Annotated in this window: 17 protein-coding genes and 1 pseudogene; 12 read left to right on the top strand and 6 right to left on the bottom strand. The window is 73.0% G+C overall.

Translation table 11 applies throughout. The annotated features are described in order from the left end of the window. The first annotated feature begins 98 nt into the window (after positions 1–98). The 5 genes from P2H44_RS18205 to P2H44_RS18185 are packed head-to-tail and all read left to right on the top strand — an operon-like array spanning position 99 to position 5,996. Positions 99–1,358: an ABC transporter substrate-binding protein gene (locus P2H44_RS18205; protein ID WP_275765613.1), complete on the top strand. Its 1,260-nt coding sequence runs from the start codon at positions 99–101 to the stop codon at positions 1,356–1,358. A 10-nt stretch (positions 1,359–1,368) separates the two neighbouring features. After that, positions 1,369–2,376 (top strand): carbohydrate ABC transporter permease, encoded by a 1,008-nt coding sequence (locus P2H44_RS18200; protein ID WP_275765612.1) that lies wholly within the window; start codon positions 1,369–1,371, stop codon positions 2,374–2,376. After that, a complete protein-coding gene (locus tag P2H44_RS18195; protein ID WP_275765610.1) occupies positions 2,373–3,269 on the top strand; it encodes a carbohydrate ABC transporter permease in 897 nt (298 codons plus the stop codon). The genes P2H44_RS18200 and P2H44_RS18195 overlap by 4 nt, the downstream gene beginning before the upstream one ends. Next, complete coding sequence (locus P2H44_RS18190) at positions 3,266–4,909, top strand: alpha-amylase family glycosyl hydrolase (protein WP_275765608.1); 1,644 nt, start codon at positions 3,266–3,268, stop codon at positions 4,907–4,909. The genes P2H44_RS18195 and P2H44_RS18190 overlap by 4 nt, the downstream gene beginning before the upstream one ends. Positions 4,910–4,925: 16 nt before the next feature. Next, positions 4,926–5,996 carry an ABC transporter ATP-binding protein gene (locus tag P2H44_RS18185; RefSeq protein ID WP_275765593.1) on the top strand — a complete coding sequence of 357 codons (1,071 nt, stop codon included), beginning with the start codon at positions 4,926–4,928 and terminating at the stop codon, positions 5,994–5,996. Between the two features lie 112 nt (positions 5,997–6,108). Here the strand turns inward: P2H44_RS18185 and P2H44_RS18180 are convergent, their stop codons facing one another. Continuing rightward, positions 6,109–7,479, bottom strand: coding sequence for a dihydrolipoyl dehydrogenase family protein (locus P2H44_RS18180; RefSeq protein ID WP_275765591.1), 1,371 nt, complete (start codon positions 7,477–7,479; stop codon positions 6,109–6,111). After that, entirely contained in the window at positions 7,476–8,396 is a 921-nt protein-coding gene (locus P2H44_RS18175; protein WP_275765589.1) for a TVP38/TMEM64 family protein, read from the bottom strand. Before P2H44_RS18175 ends, P2H44_RS18180 begins: the two co-directional genes overlap by 4 nt. Positions 8,397–8,708: 312 nt before the next feature. Between P2H44_RS18175 and rpmH the strand changes: the two genes are divergently transcribed. The 3 genes and pseudogenes from rpmH (at position 8,709) to yidD (ending at position 9,798) form a co-directional block, all read left to right on the top strand. Further along, positions 8,709–8,843 carry a 50S ribosomal protein L34 gene (rpmH, locus tag P2H44_RS18170; protein ID WP_275765588.1) on the top strand — a complete coding sequence of 45 codons (135 nt, stop codon included), beginning with the start codon at positions 8,709–8,711 and terminating at the stop codon, positions 8,841–8,843. A 74-nt stretch (positions 8,844–8,917) separates the two neighbouring features. After that, positions 8,918–9,406, top strand: a pseudogene (gene rnpA, locus P2H44_RS18165) (ribonuclease P protein component); the annotation flags it as partial. 140 nt (positions 9,407–9,546) lie between these two features. Beyond that, positions 9,547–9,798 (top strand): membrane protein insertion efficiency factor YidD, encoded by a 252-nt coding sequence (gene yidD, locus P2H44_RS18160; RefSeq protein ID WP_275765692.1) that lies wholly within the window; start codon positions 9,547–9,549, stop codon positions 9,796–9,798. A gap of 117 nt (positions 9,799–9,915) precedes the next feature. Here the strand turns inward: yidD and P2H44_RS18155 are convergent, their stop codons facing one another. Next, positions 9,916–10,509 carry a hypothetical protein gene (locus P2H44_RS18155; protein ID WP_275765586.1) on the bottom strand — a complete coding sequence of 198 codons (594 nt, stop codon included), beginning with the start codon at positions 10,507–10,509 and terminating at the stop codon, positions 9,916–9,918. A gap of 185 nt (positions 10,510–10,694) precedes the next feature. Between P2H44_RS18155 and ttcA the strand changes: the two genes are divergently transcribed. Together ttcA and P2H44_RS18145 are read left to right on the top strand one after the other, a co-directional pair. After that, positions 10,695–11,606 carry a tRNA 2-thiocytidine(32) synthetase TtcA gene (ttcA, locus tag P2H44_RS18150; protein ID WP_275765584.1) on the top strand — a complete coding sequence of 304 codons (912 nt, stop codon included), beginning with the start codon at positions 10,695–10,697 and terminating at the stop codon, positions 11,604–11,606. Positions 11,607–11,679: 73 nt separating this feature from the next. After that, entirely contained in the window at positions 11,680–12,105 is a 426-nt protein-coding gene (locus tag P2H44_RS18145) for a VOC family protein (protein ID WP_275765583.1), read from the top strand. 119 nt (positions 12,106–12,224) lie between these two features. Here the strand turns inward: P2H44_RS18145 and P2H44_RS18140 are convergent, their stop codons facing one another. Both P2H44_RS18140 and P2H44_RS18135 read right to left on the bottom strand, forming a co-directional pair. After that, positions 12,225–12,728 carry a pyridoxamine 5'-phosphate oxidase family protein gene (locus P2H44_RS18140; protein WP_275765582.1) on the bottom strand — a complete coding sequence of 168 codons (504 nt, stop codon included), beginning with the start codon at positions 12,726–12,728 and terminating at the stop codon, positions 12,225–12,227. 130 nt (positions 12,729–12,858) lie between these two features. Further along, positions 12,859–13,314 (bottom strand): acyl-CoA thioesterase, encoded by a 456-nt coding sequence (locus P2H44_RS18135; RefSeq protein ID WP_275765581.1) that lies wholly within the window; start codon positions 13,312–13,314, stop codon positions 12,859–12,861. Positions 13,315–13,518: 204 nt separating this feature from the next. On the opposite strand from P2H44_RS18135, the gene P2H44_RS18130 reads away from it, so the two are divergent. Then, entirely contained in the window at positions 13,519–14,232 is a 714-nt protein-coding gene (locus P2H44_RS18130; protein ID WP_275765579.1) for an HAD family hydrolase, read from the top strand. A gap of 79 nt (positions 14,233–14,311) precedes the next feature. On the opposite strand, the gene P2H44_RS18125 is transcribed toward P2H44_RS18130, so the two are convergent. Further along, a complete protein-coding gene (locus tag P2H44_RS18125; RefSeq protein WP_275765578.1) occupies positions 14,312–14,863 on the bottom strand; it encodes a hypothetical protein in 552 nt (183 codons plus the stop codon). Positions 14,864–15,133: 270 nt separating this feature from the next. Between P2H44_RS18125 and P2H44_RS18120 the strand changes: the two genes are divergently transcribed. Continuing rightward, positions 15,134–17,422, top strand: a complete 2,289-nt coding sequence (locus P2H44_RS18120) for a xanthine dehydrogenase family protein molybdopterin-binding subunit (protein ID WP_275765577.1) — start codon at positions 15,134–15,136, stop codon at positions 17,420–17,422. Positions 17,423–17,566: the final 144 nt, after the last annotated feature.

Raw genomic sequence — 17,566 nt, 5'->3', positions numbered from 1 at the left:
GGAGCCCGATCCGACCCGTCCCCCGACTGTCGTGCCTCGGGATCAGGAGAGGAGCGCTGGCCCCCGCCGGACGCCCCTTCGTCAGGAGGAACCGCCGCATGAGCCGCCCCACCCGCCTCGCCGCGCTCGCGTCCGCGATCGCCATCTTCGCCAGCCCCGCGCTGGCCGCGAACCTCGCCGTCGTGTCCGGTCCCGTGGGCCGCGACAACGAGGTGCTGCGCATGAACCTCGACAAGTTCGAGGAGATGACCGGCCACACGGTCGAGATCGTGGAGATGCCCTCCTCGACCACCGACCAGTTCGCGCAGTACCGCCTGTGGCTGTCGGCCGGCAACGCGGACATCGACGTCTACCGCACCGACGTGGTCTGGGCGCCCCAGCTCGCGAGCCATTTCGTGGACCTGTCGGAGGCCGCGCAGGGCGAGGTCGAGAAGCATTTCGACTCGATCATCCAGAGCCAGACGGTCGACGGCAAGCTGGTGGCCATGCCGATGTTCTCGGACGCCCCGGCGCTCTACTACCGCACCGACCTGATGGAGAAGTACGGGTTCGAGCCGCCGAAGACCTGGGACGAGATGGCCGAGCAGGCCAAGACCATCCAGGACGGCGAGCGAGGCGAGGGCGCCTCGGACTTCCACGGCTTCGTCTTCCAGGGCGCCGCCTACGAGGGCCTGACCTGCGACGCGCTGGAGTGGGTGATGTCCTACGGCGGCGGCCAGATCGTGGAGCCGGACGGCACCATCTCGATCGACAACCCCGAGGCCGCGAAGGCCATCGACACCGCCGCCGGCTGGATCGGCACGATCTCTCCCGAGGGCGTGCTCGCCTACAAGGAGGAGGAGAGCCGCGGCGTCTGGCAGACCGGCAACGCCGCCTTCATGCGCAACTGGCCCTACGCCTGGGCGCTGGGCCAGGGCGAGGATTCGGCGGTGAAGGACAAGTTCGCCATCGCCCCCCTGCCCTCGGGCGGCGCGGGCTCGGCCGCCACGCTGGGGGGCTGGAACCTCGCGGTCTCCAAGTACTCCGAGAACCAGGAGGCGGCGATCGAGCTGGTGATGTTCCTCACCGGGGAGGAGGCGCAGAAGACCCGCGCCGTCGAGCTGACCCGCCTGCCGACCATCGAGGCGCTCTACGACGACCCGGAGATCGCGCAGGCCCAGCCCTCGATCCCGCAGTGGAAGGAGATCTTCCTCAACACCGTGCCGCGGCCCTCGGCCCCCACGCAGGGCGCCTACAACGAGGTCTCGAACGAGTTCTGGGACGCGGTCCACGCCACCCTGTCGGGCGAGCGCCCGGCGAAGGCGAGCCTGAAGCGCCTGGCGGCGAAGCTGGAGCGGATCAAGGGCTCCGGCTGGTAAGGCGCGCTTCGTGAGCGATCGCACGGCCGATCCGACGGGACGGGCGGGCCGGGCGGGCGGCGCGCCCGCCCCCCGGACCACGCCCGGCCGCTCGCGCCTGCGGGCGCAGCGGCTGCGCTCGGCGGCGCTGTTCCTGCTGCCGATGCTGGCGGTGCTGGCCTTCGTGGCCGGCTGGCCGCTGATGCGCACCATCTGGTTCAGCCTGACCGACGCCTCGCTCGACGACCTGGGCGGCGCGCAGTGGTACGGGCTGAACAACTACCTCGAGTGGTTCGACTACGGCGACGGGGACGGCGAGTATTTCGGCCTGCTCGCCTCGGCCGACTGGTGGAACGCGGTGTGGAACACGGTCCGCTTCGCGCTCGTCACCGTCAGCGTCGAGACGGTGCTGGGCATGGCCATCGCGCTGGTCCTGAACCAGGAGTTCCGGGGCCGCGGCTGGGTGCGGGCGGCGGTGCTGATCCCCTGGGCGATCCCCACCATCGTCTCGGCCCGGATGTGGGCCTGGATGCTCAACGACCAGTTCGGGGTGATCAACGACATCGGCATGACCCTGGGCCTGATCGACCGGCCCGTCGCCTGGATCGCCTCGGGCGACACGGCGATGATCGCGGTGATGCTGGTCGACATCTGGAAGACCACGCCGTTCATGGCGCTGCTGATCCTCGCGGGCCTGCAGATGATCCCGCGCGACATCTACGAGGCCGCGAAGATCGACGGCGTGAACCCGATCAAGGTGTTCTGGAAGGTGACCCTGCCGCTGGTGGCGCCGGCGCTGATCGTGGCGACGATCTTCCGGGGGCTGGATGCGCTGCGCGTCTTCGACATCGTCTACGTGCTGACGCCGAACAACGACGACACCACGACGATGTCGGTGCTCGCCTACCAGAACCTGTTCCAGTTCGACAAGTTCGCCTACGGCTCGGCCGCCTCGACCATGCTGTTCCTGACCATCGCGCTGATCACCATCGGCTACATCAAGGCCGCGCGCCTGGACCTGGAGGGGAGCGGGAGATGACCGACGCCCTCGCCGTGCCCGCCGACCGCCGCGCCCCGGCGCGCCCCAACCTCGCCCTGCGGCGCGCGACCCGCGCGCTGAAGGCGGCGGGGTTCTGGGCGCTGGTGGCCTTCGTGGTCCTGTTCTCGGTGTTCCCGTTCTACTACGCGATCCTCACCAGCCTCGAGCAGGGCTCGGCGCTGTTCGAGGTGAACTACCTCCCCGAGACGCTGGACATCGGCAACTACGTCGACGTGCTGACCAAGGGGCCGTTCCCGCTGAACTTCCTCAACTCGGTGATGGTGGCGGTGGCGGTGGTGGCGATCTCGCTGTTCCTGGCGGTGACCGCGGCCTTCGCGCTCAGCCGCGTGCGCTTCCGCGGGCGGGGGCTGCTGCTGCTGACCATCCTGTCGGTGTCGATGTTCCCCCAGATCGCGGTGCTCGCGGGGCTGTTCGAGATGGTGCGGGCCTTCGGCCTCTACAACTCGCTGGGCTCGCTGATCCTGAGCTACATGATCTTCACCCTGCCCTTCACGGTCTGGGTGCTGACCACCTTCATGCGCGACATGCCCGCCGAGCTGGAGGAGGCCGCCATCGTCGACGGCGCCACGCCCTTCCAGATCGTGCGCCGGGTGTTCCTGCCCCTGCTGTGGCCGGCGATGGTGACCACGGGCCTGCTGGCCTTCATCCAGGCCTGGAACGAGTTCCTGTTCGCGCTGACGTTCGTGTCGTCGAACGACACGCGCACGGTGCCGGTGGCGATCGCGCTGCTCTCGGGCTCCTCGGGCAAGGAGGTGCCGTGGGGGGAGATCATGGCGGCCTCGGTCATCGTCACCGCGCCGCTGGTGGTCATGGTGCTGGTCTTCCAGCGCAAGATCGTGGCCGGGCTGACCGCGGGCGGGGTGAAGGGATGAGCGGCCGGGAGGATTGGTGGCGCGGCGCGGTGATCTACGAGATCTACGTCCGCTCCTTCCAGGACGCCGACGGCAACGGGATCGGCGACCTCGCCGGCGTGCGCGCCCGCCTGCCCCATGTGGCGGAGCTGGGGGCCGACGCGATCTGGCTGACGCCCTTCTACCGCTCGCCCATGAAGGACTTCGGCTACGACGTCTCGGGCTTCACCGAGGTCGACCCGATGTTCGGGACCGACGCCGACTTCGACGCGCTGGTCGAGGAGGCGCACGCGCTGGGCCTGAAGGTCGTCATCGACCTGGTGCTGTCGCACACCTCCGACCAGCACCCCTGGTTCGTCGAGAGCCGCTCGGGCCGCGAGGGGCCGCGGGCGGACTGGTACGTGTGGGCGGACGCGAAGCCCGACGGGACCGCGCCGAACAACTGGCTCTCGATCTTCGGGGGGCCGGCGTGGGAGTGGGACACCACCCGCCAGCAGTATTACATGCACAACTTCCTCGCAGCCCAGCCGGACCTGAATTTTCACAATTCGGAGGTGCAGGACGCGGCGCTGGGCGTCGCCCGAAGCTGGCTGGAGCGGGGGGTGGACGGCTTCCGCCTCGACACGGTGAACTTCTACTTCCACGACCCGGAGCTGACCGACAACCCGGTGCTGGATCCGAAGCTGCGCAACGCCAACACCGCGCCGTCAGAGAACCCCTACAACTGGCAGGACCACCTGCACGACAAGACCCAGCCGGAGAACCTCGAGTTCCTGAAACGCCTGCGCGCGCTGCTGGACGAGTTCGGCGGGCGCGCGACGCTGGGCGAGGTCGGCGAGAGCCAGCGCGGCAAGCAGGTGATGGCCGACTACACCGCCGGCTCCGACAAGCTGCACATGTGCTACGATTTCGACTTCCTCGCCCCCGACGTGCCCGACGCGGCCCGGGTCAAGGAAGTGATCGCGGGGGTGCAGGCGGCCGCGGGCGCGGGCGGCGGCTCCTGGCCCTGCTGGGCGTTCTCGAACCACGACACGGTGCGCCACCCCTCGCGCTGGAAGCTGGACGAGCCGGAGCAGGTCCGCCTGATGGCGGCCCTGCTGCTGTCCTTGCGCGGCTCCGTCTGCCTCTACCAGGGCGAGGAGCTGGGGCTGGGCGAGGCGCATCTGGCCTACGAGGACATCCGCGACCCCTACGGCCTGCGCCTGTGGCCCCAGTTCAAGGGCCGCGACGGCTGCCGAACGCCGATGCCCTGGGAGCACGCGGAGCCCAACGCCGGCTTCTCCGACGGCAAGCCCTGGCTGCCGCTGGCGCCCGAGCACGTGGCCCGCGCCGTGGATCTGCAGGAGGGGGACCCGGCCTCGATCCTGCACGCCTATCGCCGCCTGCTGGCCTTCCGGCGCGCGCATCCCGCCCTCTCCCGCGGACGGCTGGAGCTGGAGGAGGCGCCCGATCCCGTGGTCGCCTTCACCCGGTCCGAGGCCAATTCGCGGATCCTGTGCGCCTTCAACCTGTCGAACGAGACCCGCGCCCTGCGCGCGCCCTGGGCGGCGCACGGGCTGAACGGGCACGGCTTCGCCGGCCGGCTGATCGACGGCTCCCTGCGGCTGGGCCCGTGGGACGCCTATTTCGGGGCCGAGGCGCCCGAAGCCGCCGCCGCATGACGAAAGGACGATTTCCATGGCTCGCCTGACGCTGGAGAAACTCGGCAAGCGCTATGGGCGCGTGCAGGCGCTGAGCGACATCGACCTCGCCATCGAGGCGGGGGAGTTCGTGGTCTTCGTCGGCCCCTCGGGCTGCGGGAAGTCCACGCTGCTGCGCTGCATCGCGGGGCTGGAGGAGATCTCGGAAGGGGAGCTCGCCTTCGACGGCGAGCGGGTGAACGAGCTGACCCCGGCCGAGCGGGGGATCGCGATGGTCTTCCAGTCCTACGCCCTCTACCCCCACATGACCGTCTTCGAGAACATGGCCTTCGGCCTGCGCCTGGCGAAGGCCGGCAAGGGCGCGGTCGAGGAGCGGGTGCGCGAGGCGGCGCGGATGCTCCAGCTCGAGCCGCTGCTCGACCGCCTGCCCCGCCAGCTCTCGGGCGGCCAGCGGCAGCGGGTGGCGATCGGGCGGGCGATCGTGCGGGACCCGCGGGTGTTCCTCTTCGACGAGCCGCTCTCGAACCTAGACGCCGCGCTGCGGGTGCAGACCCGGATCGAGATCGCGGGCCTGCATGAGCGGATGGCCGAGACGACGATGATCTACGTGACCCATGACCAGGTGGAGGCGATGACGCTCGCCGACCGCATCGTGGTGCTGCGCGACGGGCGGGTGGAGCAGGTGGGCGCGCCGATGGAGCTCTATCACCACCCCGCCAACACCTTCGTCGCCCGCTTCATCGGCTCGCCCTCGATGAACCTGCTGGCGGCGGAGCCGACGGACGCGGGCGTGCAGGCGCAGGGCTTCGCGCCCGCGCCGCTCACGCCCCCCTCCGGCGCGCGGGGCCTGTCGCTGGGCGTGCGGCCCGAGGATCTGCGGCTGGCGGAGGACGGCGAGACGCCGTTCTTCGAGGGGCGCGCCACGCTGGTCGAGAAGCTGGGCGAGAGCCAGCTCGTCTATTTCGACCTGGGCGGGGAGGCGGAGCCCCTGGTCGCCCGCCTGCCCGGCGCGATCCCCGCGAAGAAGGGCGAGCAAATGCGCCTCGTCGCCGACCCTGCCGCCCTGCGCCTCTTCGACGACGCGGGCAAGGCGGTGCGGGCGTCGTAGGGCGCCGCGGGGTCTCGCGCAGCAGGCGTCGGGTCAGGGAACGCGGACGTAGGGCGCGGTTCCATGCGCCGGTCCATCGTGGCCGTCCCGCGGCGGCGCATTGAAATGCGCCCTACGGGAGCTTCGCGAGCCACCGCACGATGCGCTTCGGCCAGGGGCTGCCGAAGAGACGCGGGGTGAAATAGGCGCCGGCGGCGCGTTTGGAGATTTCGCCGCGGGTCGGATAGGGGGCGATCATCCCGGTGATCGCCGTCAGCTTCAGCCCCGCCGACATCGCCAGCACCCAGGGCTGGATCAGGTCCCCCGCGCCCGGCCCCACCAGGGTGACGCCCACGGGGCGGCCCTTCACGGCCATCAGCTTCAGGAATCCGTCCGTCGCGCCCTCGGTCACCGCGCGGTCGTTCTTCGCGAAATCCTCGCGGAGCACCTCCAGCCGGCCGCCATGGGCCTCGCGCGCCTCGGCCTCGGTCAGGCCGACTTGGGCGAGCTCGGGGTCGGTGTAGGTGACCCGCGGGATCGGGGCGCGGTCGGTGCGGATGGGCAGGCGGAAGAGGGCCGAGCGCACGATCAGCCCCCCGTGCCAGCCCGCGACATGGGTGAACTGCGGCCCGCCGGCGGCGTCGCCGATGGCGTAGACGCGCCGGTTGGCGCTGCGCAGCCCCCGGTCGACCCTCACGCCCGCCGGCCCCGCCTCGATCCCCGCGGCGGCGAGGTCCAGCCGGTCGAGGTTCGGGCGGCGGCCGGCCGCGACCAGCAGGGCGTCGCCCTCGTGCCGGGCGCCGGCCTCGTCGATCAGGGCGACGCCCGCGGGGGTCGTCTCCGCCCGGGCGACGGGGGTTCGCTCGAGGATCTCGACGCCCTCGGCGCGCAGGGCGTCGAGGACCACGGCGGCGGCCTCGGGGTCGTCGCGGCCCAGCGCCCGGCCGGCCTCGATCACCGTCACCGCGCAGCCGAGGCGGCGGTGGGCGAGGGCCATCTCCATCCCGATGGGGCCGCCGCCGAGGATCAGCAGGCGATCCGGGCGGGGGCGGGGCTCGAACAGGCTCTCGTTCGTCAGGTGGGGGACCTGCGCCAGCCCCGGCACGGGCGGGACGGCGGGGGAGGAGCCGGTGGCGATCACCGTGCGGCGGGGGCGGATGCGGATCTCGCCGACCGCGATCTCGTCGGGGCCGGCGAAGCGGGCCCAGCCGCGCAGGACGGTCACGCCCAGCCCCTCAAACCGCTCCTGCGAATCGTGGGGGGCGATGGCGGCGATGGCGTGGGCGACATGGGCGAGCGCCTCCTCCCACCCCAGCCCGCGGGCGGCTGCGGAGAGCAGGGCCTTGGAGGGGACGCAGCCGTAGTTGAGGCAGTCGCCCCCCATCTCGCCCCCCTCGACCAGCGCCACCGAGGCGCCGAGCTGCGCGGCCCCCGCGGCGACCGAGAGGCCGCCGGAGCCCGCGCCGATCACGCAGAGGTCGGGGGTCAGGACCTGTCCGCTCATCCCTCGCCCTCCAGTCGCGAGCCGCGCCCGCGCACCGCGCGCAGCACCGCCGGCAGGGCCGCGAGGGCGGCCAGCGCCAGCAGCGGCCCCAGGATCTGCGGGCTGAAGATCAGCCCGAGGTCCGGCTCCCCGCCCGCGTCGAAGACCGCGCCCAGGCCCGCGCCGGTCCAGGCGATGACCGCCGTGCCGGGGATGATGCCGACGAAGGTGGTCCAGATGTAGGTCCGGGTCCGCACGCCCAGGAAGGCGGGGGCGAGGTTGGCGATGAAGAAGGGCACCGCCGGGACCAGGCGCAGGGTCAGCAGGACCGAGACCTCGTTCTCCGCCACCCCGCGGCGCAGGCGCGCGAGGAAGCCGCCCCGCCCCTCGAGCCGCCGCTCCAGCGCCGCGCCGAGCGAGCTGCGGGCGGCGAGGAAGATGGCCGTGGCGCCGACGGTGGCGGCGACCACGGTCAGGGCCGTGGCGGGGACCACGCCGAACAGGAAGCCGCCCGCCAGCGTCATCGCCGCGCCCCCGGGCAGCGAGAAGGCCACCACCAGCACGTAGGCCGCCACGTAGGCCGCCGCCGCCTGCCCCCACGCCGAATCGCGCCAGGCGACGAGGGCGGCGCGGTTCTCGCGCAGGGTCTCGAAGGACAGGCGGTCGCCCAGCAGCCACCAGCCGAGGGCCGCCCCGGCCAGCAGCAGGACCAGCGGCGCCCAGCGCCGCCAGGCCGGGCGGCGGGGGGCGGGAGGCGCATCGGAGGGGGAGAGATCCGGCGCCCCGGTCCCCTGCCCGGCCGCTGCGGGCGAGGTCGCCTCCGGACGCGGCCGGAGGGTCGCGGACCCTTCCGCGCGCGCCTCTGCGGGCCTGTCCGCGGCGGGTCGGCCGGGGTCCGGCCCGTCCGTCGCCCGGGGGGGAATCGGTGCGCGCGCCATGGGGGCTCTCCCTCCCGCGGCGGCGGCCGCGGACTTCGGTTTCGGGTCCGGATACGATATGCCCGGCCCTGCGCCGGGGGGCGAGCCCGCTCACGCCGGGTTGATGGCGCGGCGATCGCGCCTCGCGGGCCCTTGCGCCCCGTCTGCGCCATTGACACCGAGGGGCACGGCGCTTATCCGACCGGCTCTGGAATTTCCGAGGCCCCTCCGTCGCGCGAAGACGCGGCCGGCCGGGGCGAGGTCCGGGGTCGCGGCGGGCGCCAGGGGGCGTTCAGCGGGCGATCCGGGATCCCGAGCAAGGAGCGACACGAGATGAAGCGCACGTACCAGCCGAGCCGGCTCGTCCGCAAGCGCCGCCACGGCTTCCGCGCCCGCATGGCGACCAAGAGCGGCCGGCAGATCATCGCCCGCCGCCGTCGCCAGGGCCGCAAGAAGCTGAGCGCCTGATCGCGTCCGTCCCGCGGGTCATGACCTGCGGGCCGACGACGATCGACGCCGCGCAGCCGAAAGGCCAGACGGTGATGTCCGCCGCCGAGCCGCCCCGCACGCCGGATGCCGACGAGCCCGCCTCGTCCGCGCCGGCCTCCGTGGGGGCGGCCGGCGGCGACGCCGTTTGCACGCCCGGGACCGGGTCGCCGGCCGCTCCGCCACCGGAGCCGGCCGGCGTCGTGCGTCCGGTCGTCCTGCGCAAGCGCCGCGATTTCGTGCTGGCCGCCAACCGCGGCCAGCGGCTCGGCCTGCCCGGCCTGAACCTGCAGGCGCGCCGCCGCCGGGCCGAGGAGCCCGCCGAGGCGCCGGTGCGGGTGGGCTACACCTGCTCGAAAAAGGTCGGGGGCGCGGTGCAGCGCAACCGCGCCAAGCGCCGCCTGCGCGCGGCCGCGGCCCAGGTGCTGCCGGGCGCGGCGCGCCCCGGCTGGGACTACGTGCTGATCGGACGCCGCGACGCGACCGCCGAGCGCCCCTTCCCCGAACTGCTGGAAGACCTCGCCGCCGGCGTCGCGCGCCTGCATGCGCGCGAGGACAAGGCCGCCGTGCGCGGCGAGCGCGAGCCCGGCTCCGTCGATCCCGCGCCGAGCTTCGGCAGGGGGAAGGGGGCGGCGAAGGGCAAGGGCCGCGGCGGGCCCTCGGGCCGGCGGGACGGGCGGTGAGCCTGGTCTCGCGCCTGCTCGCCCGCCTGCTGGCGCTGCCGGTTCATGCCTACAGGCTGTTCGTCTCGCCCTGGCTGGGGCGCAACTGCCGCTTCGCCCCCTCCTGTTCGGAATACGCGCTCGAGGCGCTGGAGACCCACGGGCCGCTCAAGGGCGGCTGGCTCGCCCTGCGCCGGATCTCGCGCTGCCATCCCTGGGGGGGCGAGGGGCACGATCCCGTGCCGCCCCGAAGGGATCCGCCGCCCGCAGGCTGAGCCCGCCCGCCCAAGTCCACCCGCCACGGGGCGCAAGGGCCGGGCCGCCGCGGCGGGCACAAGGCCGGCCACGGGCGCGCGCGTCGCGCCGCGGCCCGCCTGCCGAGAGGCGCGCGGTCAGCCGCCCTCGCCCAGCTCCCGCAGCAGCAGCGCCGTGCCCACGTTGGGGGCGAGGCGGCGCACGGTCGCCCGCTCCGCCCGCTCGTCGAGCTCGGAGCGGAAGGCGAGCGTGCCGCCCTGCCGGGTCCAGACCGGGTGGCTCAGGTGCACGGTCTCGCCCGCGCCCAGGCGCAGCTCGTCCTCGCCGACGGCGGTTCCGGCGAGCGGGATCTCCGCCCCGCCGGCGCCGCCCGCGGGGGCCAGCGCATCCACGCGCCAGCGGCCGGGCGGGATCGCGCCCCAGACCACGTCGCCGTCCACGCAGTCCAGCGTCGCTGTCTCGCCCGTCGCCTGCTCGTGCAGGCGCAGGGCCACCGGGCGCGAGGCGCCGCCCTCGACCAGGCGCGGCTCGGCGATCAGCAGGGCGACGCCGCGCGCGGCGAGCGTCTCGGGCGAGGCGGCGGCGATCAGCTGGCGGCACTCGGCGACCGCCATCGGCGGGCGCGGGGGCGGGCCGCCGTCGCCGCCGGGGGTTCCGGCCCCGCAGGCGCCCAGCGCGACCAGACCGACCAGGGCCGCACCGGCCCGCGAAGCGAAAAGATGGGATGACATCGTCCCGGTCCTCCTCCTGGCCGGCGGACGTTAGGCCCGCCGGCCCCCGCGCCGCAAGCCCATGCGACGGCGCGGCGCGCAGGCCGGTCCGGGGCGCGCCCGGACGCGGCGCGCGGTCCGGCGCAGGGCGCGCCCGCCGCTGGAATCCGGTTGCGCGCCGCGCGCCGATCCCCTATCGCGGCCGCATGTCCGAGCCTGACGCCGACCTCCCGCCGCTGCTGCGCGGCGCCCCCGGAACCACCGAGTTCCGCAAGCTGCGCAAGCGCGTGGTCCGCGAGACGCGCGAGGCGATCGAGACCTACGGCATGGCCGTGAAGGGCCAGCGCTGGCTGGTCTGCCTCTCGGGCGGCAAGGACAGCTACACGCTGCTCGCCGCCCTGACCGAGCTGAAGTGGCGCGGCCTGCTGCCGGTGAACCTGCTGGCCTGCAACCTCGACCAGGGCCAGCCCGGCTTCCCGGCGACGGTGCTGCCCGAGTTCCTGACCCGGATGCAGGTGCCCCATCGGATCGAGTACCAGGACACCTATTCCATCGTGAAGGAGAAAGTGCCGACCGGGCGCACCTACTGCGCGCTGTGCTCGCGCCTGCGCCGGGGCAATCTCTACCGCATCGCGCGGGAGGAGGGCTGCCAGGCGGTCGTGCTGGGCCACCACCGCGACGACATCCTCGAGACCTTCTTCCTCAACCTCTTCCACGGCGGGCGCCTGGCGACGATGCCGCCGAAGCTGGTGAACGAGGACGGCGACCTGACGGTGCTGCGCCCGCTGGCGCTCGTGGCCGAGAAGGACTGCGAGCGCTTCGCCCGCGCCATGGACTACCCGATCATCCCCTGCGACCTCTGCGGCAGCCAGGAGGGCCTGCAGCGCATGCAGGTCAAGCGGATGCTGGACGAGTGGGAGGCGCGCTCTCCCGGCCGCCGGGGCGTGATGTTCAAGGCGCTGACCAACGTGCGCCCCTCGCATCTCGCCGACCCGACGCTGTTCGATTTCGCCGGTCTCGCCGCGGGCCTGCCCGCGACGGGCGAGGCGCTGCCCGGCGGCGCGCTGGGCGAGGGCTACGCGCCGCCCCCGCGCCTGCGCCCGCAGGCGGCCGAGTGACGACGCGCGCCGGGGCGCTCCGGGCCGCATGACGACCGGCGCGCAGGCCGCGCCGCAAGACGAAAGGACGACCATGACCTCCGCTCCCGCCGCGCCGCCGCGCGTCATCGAGACGTGCCTCTACGCCCAGGACCTCGACGCCGTGGAGGGGTTCTACGGCGGGGCGCTGGGGCTGGAGATGATCCAGTCGGTCGCCGACCGTCACCGCTTCTTCCGCGCCGACGGCGGCATGGTGTTCCTGTTCAACCCGCTGACCACGCCGATCCCCGCCCCGCCGGAGGCGAAGATCCACGTGCCCCCGCACGGCGCGCACGGGCCGGGGCATGTCTGCTTCTCGTCCGAGGGTCCGGGGATCGAGGGATGGGAGGCGCGGCTGGCCGAGCACGGCGTCGAGATCGAGGCGCGGGTGACCTGGCCCAACGGCGCCCGCTCGATCTACGTGCGCGATCCGGCCGGCAACTCGGTGGAATTCGCCGAGCCGAAGATCTGGGGGATCTGAGCCGCCCCGCCCCCCGCGGGACGGAAGGCGGACGCGAGCGCCCCGGGCCTCGGCCCGGGGCGTTTCATTTCGAGAGGCGCGCTCCACGCGAGCGCCCGGCTGTTCCGGTCGCGGCGGGCTCAGGCGAAGGCGATCTTCGTGCGCACGCCCACGTCGGGGTCGTCGCCCGTGAGGTTGGCCTTGGCGATCTCCCAGGCGAACAGGGTCGAGCTGTCGGTCGAGGCCCAGACGTCCGCCTCGCGCAGCGCCATCTCGAGCATCACCAGGCTGGGGTCGTCGCGGCCCTCCTCGAACCAGCTCGCCACCACCGGGTTCCACAGGTCGTCCAGCACCGCCTCGTCGCGGCGCTCGCGGATCGAGCCGACGACGCTGGCGTGGAAGTCGTGGTCCTTGGCGATCACCACATAGCGCGCGGGCGCGCCCGAGCCGATCTCCTTCACGATGTCGGCGTCGCGGCGGGAGACGAACCACAGGCGGCCGTGCTCCGGGTCGGCATGATGGGACATGGGCTGGAGGCCCGCGTGCTGCGCGTTCTCGACGCCCAGCATCCCCGCGGTCACGTCGTCGAGCTCCTCCCAGAACAGCGCCTTGGGATCGCTCTTGGCCTTCTTCAGGTCGGTCATGCGTTCGCTCCTCATTCGCGGCTCCGTCAGGGGCCGGTCGAGGGGCGAGCTATCGTGCGCGATGGCGGTTTCTGGGCGGCGCCGGCGCGTTTCCACGCACCGGCGCCCCGGTTCCACGCCGCGGACGGGTTTACTCGGCGGCCGCCGCCGCTTCCGGCGCCAGCAGCTTGCGCGCCTCCTCCAGCATGAAGTCGGGCAGCGGCTTGGGGCGGCGCGAGGCGCCGTCGCAGTAGACGTGCACGTAGCGGCAGACGGCGTTGGCGTGGCGCTCGTGCTCGCCGAACAGCGCCAGCCCGTAGGTGATCGAGGAGCGGCCGATCTTGTCGATCCGCATGCCCACGACGACGTTCTGCGGCCACTTCACCTCGGACAGGTAGCTGCACTGCGTCTCGGCGATGATGCCGATGTAGGGGCCGTTGGGCAGCGTCAGGCCGCAGCATTCGATCAGCCACGCGTTCACCACGGTATCGAAATACTCGTAGTAGACCACGTTGTTCATGTGCAGGTACTGGTCGTTGTCCCTCAGGCGGGTCGTCATCGGGACGAACCGCACGTACTCGTCGCGCAGCGGGCGTTCGCGGGGCATCGGCGTTCCTTCGGCTTGTTTCCTCCGGCGCCAGCCTTCGATGAAATCGGGGCGCTTGTTAAGATCCGTCGCGGTCGCAACGCGCCGTCGCCCCGCCTTCCGCCGCGGGAGCGGCGCGGGCGGCTTCCCCCGCCCGGCCGGGGCGGCTAGACACGGGATCGACCGCCCGGCGATCGGCGCCGCGGCGCAGAAGCGGAGCGCGCGATGATCCGGGGGATCCTCTTCGACAAGGACGGCACCTTGCTGGATTTCGACGCGACCTGGCGCGGCTTCGTCGAGGAGACGCTGCACGCCGTGGCCCCGCACGACGCCGAACTGCGCGCGAAGCTGAGCGACCTGGCGGGGCTGGACCCGACGACGGGGCGGTTCCGGGCCGGATCGCCCGCCGTGTCGGGCGCGACGTCGGAGGTCGCGGTCCTCTGGGCGCCGCACCTGCCCGGCCGCAGCGCCCAGGACATCGAGGCCGAGATCGACGACCGCGCCGCCTCGGCGGTGCTGGACGGGCCCACGGCCGCCGCCCCCGACCTGCCCGGCCTGCTGGACGGGTTCCGCGCCCGCGGCATGGCGCTGGGCGTCGCGACGCATGACTCGGAGCGCGCCGCGCGCGCCCACATGACCCTGCTCGGGGCGCTGGAGAAGTTCGACTTCATCGCCGGCTACGACAGCGGCCACGGGCTGAAGCCGGGGCCGGGGATGGTGCTGGCCTTCGCCGCCGCCGCCGGCATCCCCCCGCACCAGATCGCGATGATCGGCGACAGCCTGCACGACCTGGGCGCGGGCCGCGCCGCGGGCGCCGGGCTGGTGGTGGGGGTGCTGACCGGCCCCGCGGACGCCGCGGAGCTGGCCCCCCATGCCGATCACGTCGTCGGCTCGATCGCCGAGCTGCCGGAGCTGCTGGCCTCGCTGGCGCTGGTCTGAGCCTCCCCGCACCCTGGCCGAAAACGACGACGGGCCCCGCGAAGGGGCCCGGAGCGAGGGATCGCGTGCGCGGCGCGGATCAGTCGGCGGCTGTCGCCGATCCGCTCTCGGCGGGCGCGAGCGTGCCGAGGGCCGAGCTGAGGCCGGCCAGGGGGCGGTCGCCGGAGGAGGGCTGCGCCTCGACCACGAAGCCCGAGCCCGAAGGGGCCATCGAGACCGCGGCGTCCGAGCGGCGGTCGGGGCGCAGGGCCAGGCGTTCGACCGGGGTCTCGGTCCGGCTGGCGGCGGCGCCGTCGGCGGCGGCGATCACCAGGCTGACCTCGGCGCCCGGGCAGTCGTCGCCGCGGGCCACGCAGTAGGTCAGCCGCTGCACGCCGGTGCACTCGGCCGCGCCCTGGTAGACGATGCGCTCGCCGCTGCGATAGGCGACGCCGCAGGCCGGCGCCGTCATGATCAGGACCCGGCGCCCGTCGCCCGCCACCGCGCCGCGGTCGTTGGCGACCACGTCTATGGCGTAGGCGTCGTTCGCGGCCAGTTCGACCACGTCGTCTCGGGGATGAATGCCGGGGCCGGCGCCGAAGCGCTCGAGGAGATCGCCGCTCTGGACCACGGCGCCCAGGGCGATCGTCAAGACGACTCCCGTGAGAATCGTCATCAGTCTGTCGTCACCACGCACGCAACCAACTCCACCGCATGTACGCACACTACACGCTCGATACTTCGCCGGAGGTTAACGCCAGGCTTCCATGAACGCTAGCGAAAACGTTCAGCAAATCTTCAGGAAGCACCTGACCGCAAGCGACTCATCGGCCCGTTGCACTGTTCGGCCCGACAAGAGTAGCCTTGCTTCGACCTTCGCGCACCCCTCTGCGCATCTTTCCGCAAAATTCGGAGCCCGCTGATGAAATTCGGTCTCGGCCAGCCCATCCGCCGACGCGAGGACGTGCGATTCCTGAAGGGCGAGGGGCAGTACGTGGACGACATCCACGCGCCCGGCGACCTCTACGCCTATTTCCTGCGCTCCCCGGCCGGACATGCCCGAATCGCCGGCCTCGACGTCTCGGCGGCGCGCGAGGCGGAGGGCGTGAAGCTGGTTCTGACCGCGGCCGAGATCGAGGGGCGGCTGAACCCGCTGACCAACGACTTCCCGCTGGAGACGACGGGCGAGGGCGTGGCGCCGGCCAAGCCCGTGACCATGCCCCACCTCGCGACCGACCGCGTGCGCTTCGTCGGCCAGCCGGTGGCGATGGTGGTGGCCGAGACCCTGGCGCAGGCCAAGGACGCGGCCGAGCTGATCGAGCTCGACCTCGACGAGCTGCCGGTGGTGGTCGAGCAGCGCGCCGCGCTGGAGCCCGAGGCGCCGCAGCTTCATGACGAGGCGCCGGGCAACATGGCCTACGACTGGGGCATGGGCGACGCCGAGGCGACCGACGCCGCCTTCGCAAAGGCCGCGAAGACGGTTTCGGTGGAGGTGGTGAACAACCGCATCGTCGTCGCCTCGATGGAGCCGCGCGCCGCGCGCATCGGCTTCGACGGGGAGCGGTGGATGATCCACGCGGGCACCCAGGGCTCGCACAACCTCAAGGGCAAGCTTGCGCGCCAGCTGGGCGTGGACGCGGGCCTGATCCGGGTGCTGACGCCCGACGTGGGCGGCGGCTTCGGCATGAAGCTTCAGGCCCACCCCGAGGATGCGCTGATCGCGATCGGCGCGAAGGACCTGGGCGCCACGATCCGCTGGACCGCCGAGCGGGGGGAGGCGTTCCTCTCCGACGCGCAGGGCCGGGACCTGCTGACCCTGGCCGAGGGCGCCTTCGACGCCGACGGCCGGGTGCTGGCGATGCGCTTCCGCTCGGTCTCGAACCTGGGCGCCTACTATTCGACCTTCGGCGTGGGCATCCACACGTTCTTCTCGGTGCCGATCTCGGGGGGGATGTACGATGTGCCCGTGTGGCGGCACGAGGTGAAGGGCGCCTTCACCAACACCACCCCCACCGACGCCTACCGCGGCGCGGGGCGCCCGGAGATGATCCACATCACCGAGCAGCTGATGGAGGCCGCGGCGCGCGAATTCGGCGAGGACCGGGCGGCGTTCCGCAAGAAGAACCTGATCACCTCGGACCAGACGCCCTACACCAACCACGGCGGCTGCGTCTTCGACAGCGCGGACCCCGCGCGCAACGTCGACGACGCCACCGCCGCGGCCGACTGGGACGGGTTCGAGGCCCGCAAGGCCGAGGCCGCCGCGCGCGGCAAGCTCGCCGGGATCGCCGCGGCCTACTACTTCGAGCGCACCGGCGGCGGCCCGGCCGAGAGCGCGCTGATGGACGTGACGCCGGAGGGGGAGATCACGCTCGCCGTCGGCACCCAGTCCACCGGCCAGGGGCATGAGACCGTCTGGCCCCAGATCGTGCACGAGGAGCTGGGCGTCGACCCGATGAAGGTGCGCCTTCTGGCGGGCGACTCGGACGTGCTGACCGCGGCCGGGGGCACCGGCGGCTCGCGCTCGCTGATCATGGCGAGCCGGGTGCTGATGCTGGCCGCCGAGAAGGTGCGCGAGCAGGCGATGGAGGGCGCCTCCCACCTGCTGGAGGCCGCGAAGGCCGACATCGAGTACACGGTCGAGGACGGCGGGCGCTATCGCATCAAGGGGACCGACCGCTCGGTCACCCTGTTCGAGGCGGCGGCCGAGATGGGCGGCGTGAAGGCGCTGGGCGAGGTCAACGACCGCGTCGCCACCTTCCCCAACGGCTGCCACGTGGCCGAGGTGGAGCTGGACCCCGAGACCGGCGCGGTGGAGATCGTGCGCTACGCCATCGCCGACGACTTCGGCCGGGTGGTGAACCCGCTGCTGGTCGAGGGCCAGGTGCACGGCGGGCTGGTGCAGGGCGCGGGACAGGTGATGGGCGAGGTGATGGTCTTCGACCCCGACACCGCCCAGCCCCTGTCGGGCTCCTTCATGGACTACCGCATGCCGCGAGCGGCGGACTTCCCCGACATCTCCTTCAAGCTCAACGAGGTGCCCTGCACCACCAACCCGCTGGGCGTGAAGGGCTGCGGCGAGGCCGGCGCCGTGGGCGCGATCCCCGCGCTGGCGCTGGCGATCCAGGACGCGCTGCTGGGCGCGGGCGTGACCCGGGCCGCGCCGCCGTTCACCCCGGTGCGGGTCTGGTCCTACCTCAACGCCGCCTGATCCCGGTCGACGTCCCCGCCGCCCCTGCAGGGGCGGCGGGGGCGGCGTCCGCACATGAACGTCATGTTAACTTGAGGTTGCCCGAAGGGAACTTCGATGCGAGGCTCGTCCCGTCCGGCCGCCGTGGGGGCGGCCGCTTCGCTT

This window comes from Albimonas marina, assembly GCF_029223255.1.
GTDB lineage: Bacteria > Pseudomonadota > Alphaproteobacteria > Rhodobacterales > Rhodobacteraceae > Albimonas.
Note: the sequence above shows the minus strand (reverse complement) of the source record. Positions and strands in the feature narration are given on the sequence as shown.

What these genes read in the sequence shown, in the direction of transcription:
- P2H44_RS18135 (WP_275765581.1), bottom strand. Translation starts at nt 13,314, where the DNA reads ATGCCCCGCGAACGCCCGCTGCGCGACGAGTACGTGCGGTTCGTCCCG.
- P2H44_RS18175 (WP_275765589.1), bottom strand. Translation starts at nt 8,396, where the DNA reads ATGGCGCGCGCACCGATTCCCCCCCGGGCGACGGACGGGCCGGACCCC.
- P2H44_RS18155 (WP_275765586.1), bottom strand. Translation starts at nt 10,509, where the DNA reads ATGTCATCCCATCTTTTCGCTTCGCGGGCCGGTGCGGCCCTGGTCGGT.
- P2H44_RS18130 (WP_275765579.1), top strand. Translation starts at nt 13,519, where the DNA reads ATGATCCGGGGGATCCTCTTCGACAAGGACGGCACCTTGCTGGATTTC.
- P2H44_RS18145 (WP_275765583.1), top strand. Translation starts at nt 11,680, where the DNA reads ATGACCTCCGCTCCCGCCGCGCCGCCGCGCGTCATCGAGACGTGCCTC.
- ttcA (WP_275765584.1), top strand. Translation starts at nt 10,695, where the DNA reads ATGTCCGAGCCTGACGCCGACCTCCCGCCGCTGCTGCGCGGCGCCCCC.
- P2H44_RS18185 (WP_275765593.1), top strand. Translation starts at nt 4,926, where the DNA reads ATGGCTCGCCTGACGCTGGAGAAACTCGGCAAGCGCTATGGGCGCGTG.
- P2H44_RS18140 (WP_275765582.1), bottom strand. Translation starts at nt 12,728, where the DNA reads ATGACCGACCTGAAGAAGGCCAAGAGCGATCCCAAGGCGCTGTTCTGG.
- P2H44_RS18205 (WP_275765613.1), top strand. Translation starts at nt 99, where the DNA reads ATGAGCCGCCCCACCCGCCTCGCCGCGCTCGCGTCCGCGATCGCCATC.
- P2H44_RS18120 (WP_275765577.1), top strand. Translation starts at nt 15,134, where the DNA reads ATGAAATTCGGTCTCGGCCAGCCCATCCGCCGACGCGAGGACGTGCGA.
- P2H44_RS18190 (WP_275765608.1), top strand. Translation starts at nt 3,266, where the DNA reads ATGAGCGGCCGGGAGGATTGGTGGCGCGGCGCGGTGATCTACGAGATC.
- P2H44_RS18180 (WP_275765591.1), bottom strand. Translation starts at nt 7,479, where the DNA reads ATGAGCGGACAGGTCCTGACCCCCGACCTCTGCGTGATCGGCGCGGGC.
- rpmH (WP_275765588.1), top strand. Translation starts at nt 8,709, where the DNA reads ATGAAGCGCACGTACCAGCCGAGCCGGCTCGTCCGCAAGCGCCGCCAC.
- P2H44_RS18195 (WP_275765610.1), top strand. Translation starts at nt 2,373, where the DNA reads ATGACCGACGCCCTCGCCGTGCCCGCCGACCGCCGCGCCCCGGCGCGC.